This window comes from Bradyrhizobium sp. CCBAU 51765 (assembly GCF_015291725.1).
GTDB classification, from domain to species: Bacteria; Pseudomonadota; Alphaproteobacteria; order Rhizobiales; family Xanthobacteraceae; genus Bradyrhizobium; species Bradyrhizobium liaoningense.
The window spans coordinates 5,332,191-5,345,206 of the sequence record NZ_CP030038.1 but is presented as its reverse complement, the minus strand read 5'-3'; the positions used below and the strand labels follow the sequence as shown (position 1 = coordinate 5,345,206).

Sequence of the window (13,016 nt, the reverse complement as noted above, 5' to 3'; positions counted from 1 at the left end):
GCACATGGCTCGGATGAAGTTTCTCTGCGACGCTGATCGCTGCATCGAGTGCAACGCCTGCGTCACCGCCTGCAAGAACGAGCACGAGGTGCCTTGGGGCATCAACCGCCGGCGCGTCGTCACCATCAACGACGGCAAGCCGGGCGAGCGCTCGATCTCGATGGCCTGCATGCATTGCACGGACGCGCCCTGTGCGGCGGTGTGCCCGGTGAACTGCTTCTACACCACGGCCGATGCCGTGGTGCTGCACTCCAAGGACCTCTGCATCGGTTGCGGCTATTGCTTCTACGCCTGCCCGTTCGGCGCGCCGCAATACCCGAAAGTCGGCAACTTCGGCTCGCGCGGGAAGATGGACAAATGCACCTATTGCGCCGGCGGCCCGGAAGCCGACGGCAGCAAGGAGGAATACGAGAAATACGGTGCGAACCGGCTGGCCGAGGGCAAGCTGCCGCTGTGTGCCGAAATGTGCTCGACCAAGTCGTTGCTTGCGGGCGACGGCGAGATCATTGCGCAGATCTACAGGGAGCGCGTCATGAAGCGCGGCTATGGCTCGGGCGCATGGGGCTGGAAGACCGCATATCGCGAGACAATCGAGTCCTGACGTGGGTAGCCGAAGGGCGCGCAAGACCGGGGAGGACGTGATGGCGTCGTTTGGAAGGTTCATTCGTCTGGCGTTCGGCGCCTGGGCGCTGCTTCTTTTGGTGACGGCGGTGCCCGCGAGTGCTCAGCAGGTCAACCCGACCGCAAGCTCGGTCAAGGAGCAGCAGCTTCTGCAGGAGCTCAACCGGATTCAGGGCCGCGTCAGCATTCCCGATCAGCGCTCCGGCGTTCTCGAGCAGCCGCAGGGACGGGAATGGCGGGAATTCCGCAATGTGACGCTGCCCTGGATCGGCGGCGTCGCCATCCTCGGCATGATCGCGGTCATCGTGATCTTCTATCTGACCGTCGGGATGGTGCGTCTCGAAGCTGGCCGGTCCGGCCGCACCATCGTGCGCTTCAACGCCTTCGAGCGCTTCGTGCACTGGCTGACGGCGACCTGCTTCATCGTGCTCGCCATTTCCGGGCTGAACATCACCTTTGGCCGGCCATTGCTGCTGCCGCTGATCGGTTTCGAGGCGTTCTCGGAATGGTCGCAATGGGCCAAGTACGCGCACAATTATCTCAGCTTCCCGTTCACTCTCGGCGTCGTCCTGATTTTCCTGATGTGGATCGGCGGCAATATCCCGAACAAGGTGGATATCGAATGGGCGAAGCGCGGCGGCGGGCTGATCGGACATGACCATCCGCCGGCCTACCGCTTCAACGGCGGCCAGAAGATGATCTACTGGATCGTCGTGATCGGCGGCGGACTCGTCGCAGCGTCCGGCTATGCGCTGATGTTCCCGTTCTACGGCACGGGGATCGAGGGCATGCAAATGGCCCAGATCGTCCACTCCATCGTCGCGGTCCTGTTTGTCGCGGCGATGATCGGGCACATCTATATCGGCACCATCGGCATGGAAGGCGCGTTCGAGGCCATGGGCTCGGGCGAAGTCGACGTCAACTGGGCTCGCGAGCACCATAGCCTCTGGCTCGACGAGCAGAAGGCGCAAACCGGACCGAACGACGGACAACCGCGACCCGCAACGGCCGCGGCCGAATAGGCGGAGTCCGACGTGGGCGCTTCAGCCTACTGAGCCGGCTCTTTCACAAACAGGACGGAGCGGTCCTGCAGCTCCTGCTCGGGCAGCTTGTTCGCCTGGCCTGTCTGCATGTCTTGAATGGATGCCATGCCGTGCTGACCGAAAGGGATCACTGCATGCGACCTGAACACGTTGCTGGCCGCACCAGCGAGAAGCATGGCTGCAATGAGCGAGAGCATGAGGGGTTTCATGCGCATCTCCGTCTGCCATCTCCACCCGGCTCGACGAATACATCCAGATTGTCCGTCCGCATGTGAGCCACTTCACAGCGACCGGTTCCACGACCGTTGAAACGGACCTGTTCTGGAGGCGGCCGGCACTTGCGGGATCAACGTGCAATCCATCCTCAGATCGGATGGTGCGGCGGGTATGTCCGTGAGCCCCTGCCAGCCGTCAACTTGCTCGTCAGAGTGGATATCAGCTTGCCAATAGAAGCGCTCCGTCCCGCCCCGGTGTCGTCAATGGCCGGCGCGGAATTCCTCCATGAGAGCAGCCATTTGGCTTCCGTTCTCGTCGGCGTTCGGCCGTGAGGTCGAAGTGGTCCGGCTCTTGCTCTTGTCAGTATGAGAAAGTTTGATAAACGTCATACTGTAAAGGCGGGGCTGATGGAGCGAGTGGCGAGGCGGAATTTGCGGGCGGTCGAGCCTGGGACTGCCGCGACGAAGGTTTGGGAATGCTCCGATGCGATTGAGACGGTCTGAGCCCGGCCGTCGCGGCGGCGCGCTGACGGCACTCTCGGCCCTGGCGCTGCTCGCGGATGATGGCCGCGCCTTTGCGCAGAGCAATAGCGCCTCACGCGAACTGCCGCCGGTCCTGGTCAGTGGCAGCGAGACGCCGGGGCGCAAGAGGCCGGCCGCATCGCGCCGCACGGGCAGACCGGCTGCGGCCGGTCACCGCATCTTCCTGCATCCGACGCCGACGCAGGAGTCGGATGCGCGCAGTGCCGGCTCGGGTGCAAAGGGCGAGCCCGGCATGGCCAGCGAGATCACCGTCTCCCGCGATGAGATCAACGCGCGCCCGGTCGCGCGGCCGGGTGAGGTGCTCGAAGCCGTCCCGGGTCTGATCGTGACGCAGCATTCCGGCGAGGGCAAAGCCAACCAGTATTTCCTACGCGGCTATAATCTCGACCACGGCACGGATCTTGCGATCACGGTCGACGGCGTTCCCGTCAACATGCGCACCCACGCGCACGGCCAGGGCTATGCCGATCTCAACTGGCTGATCCCGGAAACCATCGCCGCCATGGACGTGCGCAAGGGGCCTTACTTCGCGGACGAAGGCGACTTCGCCTCGGTCGGAAGCGTTCATATCGGCCTGATCGACCGCACCAGGAGACTCGCGCAGGTGACGGTTGGCAGTTTCGGCTATCGCCGCCTGCTCGGCATGGACTCCGCAAAAGTCGGTGACGGTTCGCTGCTGGTGGCCGGCGAAGTTGGGACATACAACGGCCCGTGGGACAATCCGGACAATGTGCGAAAGCTCAACGGCCTCGTGCGCTACAGTCAGGGCACCGCGACCGACGGCCTGTCCGTCACCGGCATGGCCTACGTCAACAGGTGGAATTCGACCGACCAGGTGCCGCAGCGCGCGATCACGGGTGGCTTGCTCGACCGCTTCGGCTCGGAGGATCCGACCGACGGCGGCAACACCAACCGTTTTGCACTGTCGGGCCGCATCGCGCAGAGCGACGATCTCGGGTCGTGGAAGGCCAATGCCTATGTGGTGAAGAGCCAGCTCGACCTCTTCAACAACTTCACTTACTTCCTCGACGATCCCGTGCTCGGCGACCAGTTTCACCAGCACGACGACCGCCTGATGGCCGGCGCCAACGTCTCGCGTACGCTGAACGGTTCATTCGCGGGCTTGCCGACGCAGACCACGGTCGGCCTGCAATCGCGTTATGATGCGATCGACCTCGCGCTCACCGACACTTTCCAGCGCAGCTTTCTCTCCAATGTCCGCAGCGACAAGGTCGGCGAGGGCAGCGTCGGGGTCTATGCCGAAAACACGGTGCGTTGGACCGACTGGCTCAGGACGACCGTGGGCTGGCGCGGCGACTATTATGCCGCCGATGTGACCTCGCTGTTCAACACCGCCAATTCCGGCCGCGCCGACGCCGCGCTCGGCAGCCCCAAATTCAGGATGGTGCTTGGTCCGTTCAACAAGACCGAATTCTTCCTCGGTGCCGGCTACGGCATGCATTCGAACGACGCGCGCGGCGCGACCACGACCGAAGATCCGACCGATCCCGCGACAAGGCTCACGCCGTCGCCGCTGCTGGTGCGCACCAGAGGCGCGGAGGTCGGCGTCCGCAGCAGGATCGTTGCGGGCCTCGACACCTCGCTCAGCCTCTTCATCCTGGATCAGGATTCCGAGATCCTGTTCTCCGGCGATGCCGGCGATACCTCGGCAACCCGCGCCAGCCGCCGCTACGGCTTCGAGTGGACCAACCATTACCGGCCGAGGTCCTGGATCGACATCGACGCCGATCTTGCAATGACGCATGCGCGGTTTCGCGGCTATGACAGCGAGCAGGCGGAGGTCTATGCCTCGCTTGCCGGCTATCCCGAGGCGCAGATCGGCAATGCCCCGGGCAACTATATTCCGAACGCACCGGCGATGGTGGCATCAGCCGGCGTCACGCTGGGCGAGAAGACCGGCTGGTTCGGAACCGTGCGTTGGCGCTATCTGGCCTCGAGCCCGCTGACCGAAGACAATGCGTTCCGCTCCTCTGCGACCAGCCTCTTCAATGGCCGCCTCGGCTATCGCATCGACAATGGTTGGCGCATCCAGCTCGACGTGCTCAACCTCTTCAACACGAAGGCGAACCAGATCACCTATGCCTATGGGTCGCTGCTCAAGACCGACTCGCTCTACAATCTCTGCACATCAGGCACAGCGCCAACGGCAGTCTGTCAGAACGGCGTGATGGACTACGTGCTGCACCCGGTGGAGCCGCTGACGTTCAGGGTTACTGTGGCGGGGACGTTCTAAGAGCAGCTCGCTCCCCGCCCATTGAGAGACATCGCTATGGCCGCCGCACGCTGCAGATTCCGTTCGGGATCGGGGCGAGGCTTGCGGCATATTGCATGTCCAGAAAGCCGGCCCGCCAGCGCTGCGCCATGGCCGCTTCCGACAGATCGAACGATTTTTCGGGGCCAGCTTCCTCGCGGCCCGGGCGGTAGCTCAGGAGATAGACCTCGTCGTCGTAGTCGAGGTCCTGAAGCTCGGCGCGGAGCTGACGGGCTTCCAGGGCGTAGCCAAGGCGCTGGAAGGTCTGGTTGCCGAAGGTCAGGTCGCTCTTGCGTTCGGCCGCGGCCTCGAGCCCGTCCGGGACCTTGCCGTCGCGCGGAAAGAGATCGATGACATACAGGCGGAGCGGGCCCGCAGTTTCCAGGATCGGGTCGAAAGGCGCGTTCAGCGCGAACCCGCCATCGCCGAGCCACCGGCCGGCGATCTGCACCGGCGCGAACTCGGGAAGGAATCCGCAACTGGCCAGGATATGGTCCATTTCGATCCGCTGCGACGACGAGTCGAACAGCACGGCATCGCCGCTTTCGAGGTCCGTGGCGCAGATCGTGATGCGCGGATCGCCGCCGTTCAGGCGTCCGAAATCGATCAGCTGCTGAAGGCGTTCGCGGGTCGGGGCGAGATCGTAGAGGCCGCCGAAGTGAGATGCCGGGATCGGGAGGCGGGGATGGAAGAAACCGGCATGACCGAGGAGGCGGGTATTGATCGAGCTGAACCAGGCGAAGAGATGGCGGCTGGCGTTCGGTAGCGCAGGCGCGCGATCCGTCCCATGCCAGTAGCTCCGCAGGTTACGCAGCCGATCGCCGCTCGGGCTTCCCGCGATCAGTGCCGCCGTGATGGCACCAGCCGATGAACCGGTCACCCAGTCGATCGGTGATCGAAGAGAGCTGAGCGCTTCAAACACACCGGCATGATACGCACCGAGGCCGAGGCCGCCGGAGAAGACGACGGCGGTGAGCGGAAGCTCTGCTGCCATTGTGCCGCCCGGCTCGGCGCCACGATCAGGCAAAACCGCCTCCGCTTGCCAGCCTGGACGTCAGGCTGATCACCGGTATCCTCTGTAACGGCGCGCATAGGCGTAGCGGGGATTGATGCCGCAATAGGCGTTCGTTCCCGACGCGGTTGCCATGCACTGGGCGTAACTGGCGAACTGGCAGTTGCCCGGATAGCCCCAGATCCGGCCCTGGAGGCAGTAGCGGTCTTGCGCCACCGCGGCGGTCGAAAAGCCGAAGCTCGTCAGGATCGACAGCGCGGCGGCAGCTATCAACAAAGGTCTCATCGAAACCTCCAATGTCGACAATGAACGCGGCCCGTGACCGGGTGTTCCAACTTGATCAGTCTCCCGCCTCGGAGGCCTCACCATGCCTGGTCCCGGCATCCCGCAGTTCTTGGCGGGCTGCGGACGACAGTCTAAAGCATGATCCGGAAAAGTGCGCAGCGGTTTTCCGAAAAGATCAAGCTTGAACAACAACCTGAAGCGTGATGACGATTCATCCTCATCGCATCGCGCTTTAGCCCGGCAGAGGTGTGTCGGCGATGTCCAGCAGGGCGCCGAGACCCTGCCGCAGGCGGCGCGTCGCGATGTTATCGTTGGCAAGACCCAACATCAGCAGGGATCGCCCGGTCACCGCGTAGGCGTGCCCGAACTCGAACTCGGCCATGGGCGCGTCAGGCCGATTGGTGTCGATCAGGCCCAGCCAGCTGCGCCCGTCGGTGACCTCCGGCAGGGTGAAGTTCACGACGTCATGATGGGCGTTGTAGACCAGCAGCATGGTCGCATCCGAGCCCCGACGCTTGATCCCGGTCTCCTGCGCGCGTCCGTCGAGCAGCATCCCGAAGCATTTGGCATTGCCATCCTGCCATTGCTCGGTCGTCATCTCCTCGCCGGATGGCGACAGCCAGGTCACGTCCTTGACGTCGAGTTCCTCGTTGTGCGAGCCGACCAGGAAGCGGCTGCGGTAGAGGATCGGAAAAGCCTTGCGAGTCGCAATCAGCTTGCGGGCGAATTCGCGAAGGCTGCGGCCGTTCGCGGTGATACCCATCCAGTCGAGCCAGGTGGTTTCGTTGTCCTGGGCGTAGGCGTTGTTGTTGCCATTCTGGGTGTGGCCGAACTCGTCGCCGGCGAGCAGCATCGGGGTGCCGTGGGAGAGCAGCATCGTCGCCAGCAGATTCCGCTTCTGGCGCTCGCGCAAGCCGATGATCTCCGGGTGGTCGGTCGGCCCCTCGGCGCCACAATTCCAGGAATGGTTGTTGCTGTGACCGTCGCGATTGTCCTCGCCATTCGCCTCGTTGTGCTTGTCGTTGTAGGAGACGAGATCGTTCAGGTTGAAGCCGTCATGGGCCGTGACGAAATTGACGCTGGCCCAGGGCCGCCGCCCGCGCTTGTTGAAGAGGTCGCCGGATCCCGATACGCGCTTGGCAAAGTCGGCCAGCGTGCCCGGATCGCCTTTCCAGAAGGCGCGCACCGTGTCCCTGAACTTGTCGTTCCACTCGGCCCAACCAGGCGGAAACTGACCGACCTGGTAGCCTCCGGGCCCGATATCCCAGGGCTCTGCGATCAGCTTGACGCTGGAGAGCACGGGATCCTGGCGGCAGGCGTCGAGGAAGCCGCCGCCCTCGTCGAACCCATAGGGTTCGCGCGCCAGAATGGTGGCGAGGTCGAAACGGAAGCCGTCGACCCGCATCTCGGTCGCCCAGTAGCGCAGGGAATCGGCGACGAGCTGAAGCACGCGCTGATGCGAAAGATTGACGGTGTTCCCGGTGCCGGTGTCGTTGATGTAGTAGCGCTTCTTGTCCGGCAGCAGGCGATAGTAGCTGGCGTTGTCGATGCCCTTGAACGACAGGGTCGGGCCGAGCTCGTTGCCTTCCGCGGTGTGATTGTAGACGACATCGAGAATGATCTCGATGCCATGGGCGTGAAACTGGTTCACCATGGCCTTGAACTCGTTCGCGGACGGCGCCTTGAGGTAACGCGGATCAGGCGCGAAGAAGGCGATGGAATTGTAGCCCCAGTAGTTGCGCAGGCCTTTCTCGACCAGATAGCTGTCGTCGACGAAGGCATGGATCGGCAGCAACTCGGCGCTGGTGATGCCGAGCGAGCGCAAGTAAGCCGGGACTTCGGAATGTGCCAGGCCCGAGAACGTGCCGCGGTCACCTTCCGGCACCAGCGGATGCAGCTGGGTAAAGCCCTTCACATGCATCTCGTAGACGATCGTCCGCTCCCAAGGCACTTCGGGCTTGCGCGATGCGCCCCAGGTGAAGGCGGGGTCGATCACGCGGCATTTCTGCATCAAGGGCGCGCTGTCGCGTTCGTCGTAGGCGAGATCCTTGTCGGCATGGTCGAGCCGGTAGCCGAACAGCTCCGGTCCCCAGCGGAGCTGGCCGACCAGCTGCCTGGCGTAGGGATCGAGCACGAGCTTGTTGGGATTGAAGCGGTGGCCGGCGTCGGGTTCGTAAGGGCCATGGACGCGGTAGCCGTAGACGGTGCCGGGGCGGGCGGAGGGCAGATAGCCGTGCCAGACTTCGTCGGTATATTCGGGAAGCTCGATGCGCTCGAGTTCGGTTTCACCGGTGTCGTCGAACAGGCAGAGCTCAACCTTGGTGGCGTGGGCCGAAAACAGCGCGAAATTGACGCCGAGCCCATCCCAGGTGGCGCCGAGTGGGAATGGTCTGCCCTCGGTGATCCGGGTGCGGCGCAGGCTCGAGGCCGCCCGCGTCAGGGCGTCGTCTGAATGTACTGTTTGGTCCATCCTTCCCCCCGAATAGCCCGTCAGGACGTCGTCACGGTTGCCGCGACCTCGGCCGTTGCCGGCTCGACGACGCTCGCCGAAGCGATCACGGCAGCAGGCACATCGGCCGGCTTGGTCAGCACCTTGGCCCTTTGCAGAGCTGCTTCCTTGCTGATAGCCGGGATCGAATTGCCGATCCGCCCGACGATCGCGGTGAGCTCTGCGTCCGATAGTCCGAGGCGCTTCTTGAGCAGGCGCACCTGGGCGCGGTCGGTCACGTCGAGCTTGTTACGGATGGTCTGCGGTCTCGGGCGGCGCATGGCGGCTGCTCCTGTCTGGAACGGTAACCGTCGCGCCAGTGATTCCGTTCCCTGCGTGCTGCAAATGTCCGACGTCGCCGCCACCGAGGAACGAACGCTCACGGCTCCGCTTTGTCGCCCCGACGCTTGCAAGCGATCTTGAAGCATGCCGAGGCGCAGGGCATGCAGGCGAAAGGGGACGGGCTTGAGGCAAGCACTGGGAATGGCCGAGCAGAGCCGGCGCCACGGCCCTCAGATCGTTGATCATGGGGTTTCGTTCAACCTATGGGCGCCTACGGCCCGATCGGTCGAACTGCTCGAAGTCGGCCAGCCGCCCCGCAGGATGCCGCGCGATGACGACGGCTGGTATCAGCTGCTGAGCCCAACCGCGCGTGCCGGCACGCGCTATCAGTTCAGGATCAACGAAGACATCGTCGTTCCCGATCCCGCCTCGTTCTTCCAGCCGGACGACGTCGGTGCGCCCAGCGAGGTGATCGATACGGCCGCGCTGAGGGACCCGGTTCTCTATCCGGGCCGTCCCTGGGCGGAGGCCGTGATCTACGAGCTGCACGTCGGCACCTTCAGCGAGGAGGGCACCTATGCCGGCGTCGAGAAGAGGCTGCCTTATCTGCGCGATCTCGGCATCACCGCCATCGAGCTGATGCCGCTCAACGACGTCCCCGGCCGGCACAATTGGGGCTATGACGGCGTGCTCCTGAACGCGCCGAATGCCCGCTACGGCCGGCCGGAGGATCTCAAGCGGCTGCTGCGGGCCGCGCATGCCCTCGACATCATGGTCTATCTCGATGTCGTCTATAACCATTTCGGGCCGCAGCTGAACTATTTGCATCTCTATGCGGAAAACTTCTTCAACCCGCGCCACGCCACGGGCTGGGGGCCTGCGGTCAACCTCGAAGGACCTGATGGCGCGTTCGTGCGCGGGTTCCTGATCGAGAATGGCCTGATGTGGCTGCGCGATTATGGCTTCGACGGGCTGCGCTTCGATGCGGTCCACGCGCTGAAGGACGATTCCGAACGTCACTTCCTGATCGAGCTCGCCGAGACCGTGCGTAGCCAGCTCGGGGGCCGGCGCGTCCATCTGATGCTGGAGAACGAGGCCAACCAGGCGCACCTGCTCGCGCGTTCGCAGGGACGGGCGAGGTATTACGACGCGCAGTGGGGCGATGATTTTCACAACGCGCTCCACGTCCTGCTCACGGGCGAGGACGAAGGCTACTACCGGGCCTTCGCCGACAAGCCGCTCGAACATCTGGCGCGATCCCTGACCGAGGGCTTTGCCTATCAGGGCGAAGTCTTTCCGCTGCACCAGGCGCCGCGGGGCGAGCCGAGCGCCCATCTCCCGCCGGAAGCGACGATCTTCTTCGCCCAGAACCACGACCAGGTCGGCAACCGCGCCTTCGGGGAGCGGCTGTCCCGGTTGGTTGGCCCGGACAAGCTGGAGCTCGCCCTGGCGCTGGTTCTGCTGAGCCCGCATATTCCGATGCTGTTCATGGGCGAGGAAGCCGCAGCCGACACGCCCTTCCTGTTCTTCGCGGACTGGACGGGCGAAGCGGCCGAGCTGACACGGGACGGCCGCCGCCGGGAGTTTTCGCACTTCAAGGCTTTCGCAACCCCCGAAACGCGCGCCAGAATTCCGGACCCGTGCGACGAAAGAACCTTCCTGGCATCCAGGCTCGACTGGACGAGCATCGACCAATCTCCCGCTGGCGCGAGGTTTCGAGCGCTGACGACGCAGTTATTGACGATCCGGCGCGAGAAGATCGTGCCGCTGATCAAGAGTGGGTTCGTTTCCGCGCAGCGACACTTGCTCGGCGCGGATCCGCGCATGGGCGGCGTGGATGTGCGCTGGCAGACCGAGAGCGGGGATGTTCTCCAGATCGTCGCCAACTTCGCCGGCCACGAACTTCCCATGCCCGCGCTGGTCGATGGCGAAGGCTTGTGGCGACTGCGCCCTCATGTCGCCGGAGGACTTGCGTCCGGCGACATGATCGTGAGGCTTGGCCGCAATCGCTGACGCGGGACGAGGTCCGCGGGTCAGCCGCCGGCACGGCTCGCAACCGCCGGTGTGGGCGAGGTCGCGAACTTGCCGAGCCCGAGATAGACGAGGCCCGCCACGCCGATCCCGAACAGCCAGCTGAGGTCGGCGCCGCCGAGCAGATTGATCGAGATCGGTCCCTGCAGCGCGCTGACGAGGCCATCCTGCACCAGCCATCCGGCGACGAGGCCGGCGAAGAACGCGATCATACCGGCCCAGTTGATGTCGCCATAGGCGCTGCTCTCCGGTGAGCGATAGAGCTCGGCCACCTCGATCTTGCCCTTGCGCTTGATAAAGAAGTCGGCGAGCACCACGCCGGCCCACGGGCTCATCCACAACAGCAGGCTGATCATCCAATGGTCGAACGCCTTCGCGAAGGACGGCGCGAAGATGAAGTAGAGGGTGACAAGATAGCCGGCGACGCCGACGATGACGGTGAGCCAGAATCGCGAGAACTTCAGACCCGCGCTCAGCGCCGCCAGCGTCGCCGAATAGACGTTGAGGATGTTGGTCGCGATCGGGCCATGCAGCACCATCAAGAGCACGAGGATGCTGACCGGACCGCCGAACACCGCGCTGACCATCTTGGCGGGGTCGGTGTCCAGCGTCGTCGAGGCAATGGTCGCGCCGAGGATGCCGAGCCAGACCGTCGGCACGAACATGCCGACATAGCTGTACCAGAACACGGCCTTCGACGGCGTGGAGCGCGGCACGAAGCGCGAATAGTCGGAGGCCCAGGTGACCCAGGAAATCCCCCAGCCGACGCCGATTGCGGTCATGAGCATGGTCAGCATCGCCAGATGCGCGCCGGGCGGCAGCGAGGTGGTCAGGCTCCAGTTGACGACGCCGGGCCGCGTCCAGGCCAGCACGCTCATCAGCACCATGATGGCGATGGTCGGCGGCACCGTGTATTTCTCGAAGGTGCGGATCGCGTAGAAGCCGTAGATCCCGATCAGCACCTGCACCGCCATCACCAGCGTGATGACGATCATCTCGATCAGCCATGTGTCGGGCACGCCGAACTGGCCGAGGATGCCCATCGAGACCTTGACCGGGAAGTAGGTGTTGACGCCGATCCACCCCAGCGTCATCAGGAACATCAGGATGCTCGGCAGATAGGCGCCGCGCACGCCGAAGGCGGACCGGCTCAGAACCATCTGGTTGACGCCGGTCTTGTGCCCCATCACCGTGAAGGTCGCGAAGATCGCGCAGCCGACGATGTTGCCGAGCACGATGACCGCGATCGTCTCCATCAGGCCGAGCTTGAGAATGATGCCGAGCGCACCGAGCGCCCAGTTGACCGGCGCGATGTTGGCGCCGGCCCAGATCCACATCTGCTGCGGCCCGCTGGAGTCCCGGTCCGCGTCGGGAATTGGCTCGATGCTGTGAAGATCAGCGCGAAGTTCGGAATCCGTCATGACATCCCCCAATACGAAGCACGCTTCGCATCACCGCAGCATAAATCGTGCCATGGAATAGCGGGGCGGCCGGGCGGGCGGGCGTCGATGCCGGAGGTCATGCGCATCGCGCCGGATGCGATTGCGTTTTCAAGCGTTGGCCGATGTTGCGCGTGAGTACGCTTCGGCACGTCGGCCGCGCCAGCGAGAGGCGGGCGATGTTGCTCGGCCGGGCAGCGGTACGATGATAAATTGAGCAGCCCAACTCAAAAGCGCAGCACTGGCTCCTAGTCGAATACGGCAGCAGCGCTGTCGCGACTGGGATGGCCGGCCACGATGCGCTGCATCATTTCGATGAAAAGCGCCTGCTCCCGCTGGCTCAGATCGCCGAGCGTCGCACGATGCGCCCGCCGCGCCGCACCCTCGATTCTAACGAGCAGCGCGGCTCCGGCCGGTGTCAGCCGGCATAGCCGCGCGCGCCGATCGTCCTTGTTCACCGCGCGTTCGACCAGGTTTCGGGCGGCGAGCCGCTTCAAGGCGCCGGTCGTCGTGGTGCGATCGAGCGCGATATCGGCCGCCAAAGTGGTCTGATCGGCGGTTTCACGCACCGCCAGCGCCGAGAGCAGGCTGTATTGCAGCGGCGTGACCTCGAATTCGCCGCAGGCTTCCTGAAACAGCGCAACGTGGATCTGGTGCAGCCGGCGGATCAGATAGCCGGGCCGTTCCGACAAGGGCCAGGGGCGGTGCCTCGTCCCGCCGCGACGTGTCTTCGCCTGCCGCAATGCACACTCTCCCAAGCCGAAACCCTGCCGCGCTTAGCTCGA

At 64.3% G+C, this 13,016-nt stretch carries 11 protein-coding genes; 4 read left to right on the top strand and 7 right to left on the bottom strand.

Annotated elements, in window-relative coordinates; translation table 11 throughout:
• The first annotated feature begins 4 nt into the window (after window positions 1–4).
• Both fdh3B and XH96_RS25495 read left to right on the top strand, forming a co-directional pair.
• On the top strand, window positions 5–601 hold the full coding sequence (gene fdh3B / locus XH96_RS25500; protein WP_194388185.1) for a formate dehydrogenase FDH3 subunit beta: 597 nt from the start codon (window positions 5–7) through the stop codon (window positions 599–601).
• Between the two features lie 40 nt (window positions 602–641).
• Entirely contained in the window at window positions 642–1,643 is a 1,002-nt protein-coding gene (locus tag XH96_RS25495) for a formate dehydrogenase subunit gamma (RefSeq protein WP_194388184.1), read from the top strand.
• A 26-nt stretch (window positions 1,644–1,669) separates the two neighbouring features.
• On the opposite strand, the gene XH96_RS25490 is transcribed toward XH96_RS25495, so the two are convergent.
• Window positions 1,670–1,873: a hypothetical protein gene (locus tag XH96_RS25490; protein ID WP_246789746.1), complete on the bottom strand. Its 204-nt coding sequence runs from the start codon at window positions 1,871–1,873 to the stop codon at window positions 1,670–1,672.
• 490 nt (window positions 1,874–2,363) lie between these two features.
• Between XH96_RS25490 and XH96_RS25485 the strand changes: the two genes are divergently transcribed.
• Complete coding sequence (locus XH96_RS25485) at window positions 2,364–4,676, top strand: TonB-dependent receptor (protein WP_194388182.1); 2,313 nt, start codon at window positions 2,364–2,366, stop codon at window positions 4,674–4,676.
• 34 nt (window positions 4,677–4,710) lie between these two features.
• Here the strand turns inward: XH96_RS25485 and XH96_RS25480 are convergent, their stop codons facing one another.
• The 4 genes from XH96_RS25480 to XH96_RS25465 form a co-directional block, all read right to left on the bottom strand.
• A complete protein-coding gene (locus tag XH96_RS25480) occupies window positions 4,711–5,688 on the bottom strand; it encodes a patatin-like phospholipase family protein (RefSeq protein ID WP_194388181.1) in 978 nt (325 codons plus the stop codon).
• A gap of 69 nt (window positions 5,689–5,757) precedes the next feature.
• On the bottom strand, window positions 5,758–5,991 hold the full coding sequence (locus tag XH96_RS25475; RefSeq protein ID WP_194388180.1) for a DUF3551 domain-containing protein: 234 nt from the start codon (window positions 5,989–5,991) through the stop codon (window positions 5,758–5,760).
• A gap of 232 nt (window positions 5,992–6,223) precedes the next feature.
• Window positions 6,224–8,461 (bottom strand): glycogen debranching protein GlgX, encoded by a 2,238-nt coding sequence (gene glgX, locus XH96_RS25470; protein WP_194388179.1) that lies wholly within the window; start codon window positions 8,459–8,461, stop codon window positions 6,224–6,226.
• A gap of 20 nt (window positions 8,462–8,481) precedes the next feature.
• A complete protein-coding gene (locus tag XH96_RS25465) occupies window positions 8,482–8,760 on the bottom strand; it encodes a DUF3606 domain-containing protein (RefSeq protein WP_194388178.1) in 279 nt (92 codons plus the stop codon).
• Window positions 8,761–8,944: 184 nt separating this feature from the next.
• Between XH96_RS25465 and treZ the strand changes: the two genes are divergently transcribed.
• Window positions 8,945–10,774: a malto-oligosyltrehalose trehalohydrolase gene (gene treZ / locus XH96_RS25460; protein WP_246789745.1), complete on the top strand. Its 1,830-nt coding sequence runs from the start codon at window positions 8,945–8,947 to the stop codon at window positions 10,772–10,774.
• Between the two features lie 20 nt (window positions 10,775–10,794).
• On the opposite strand, the gene XH96_RS25455 is transcribed toward treZ, so the two are convergent.
• Window positions 10,795–12,213 carry a cytosine permease gene (locus XH96_RS25455; protein WP_194388177.1) on the bottom strand — a complete coding sequence of 473 codons (1,419 nt, stop codon included), beginning with the start codon at window positions 12,211–12,213 and terminating at the stop codon, window positions 10,795–10,797.
• A gap of 266 nt (window positions 12,214–12,479) precedes the next feature.
• Complete coding sequence (locus tag XH96_RS25450; RefSeq protein ID WP_246789744.1) at window positions 12,480–12,974, bottom strand: MarR family winged helix-turn-helix transcriptional regulator; 495 nt, start codon at window positions 12,972–12,974, stop codon at window positions 12,480–12,482.
• Between the last annotated feature and the right edge of the window lie 42 nt (window positions 12,975–13,016).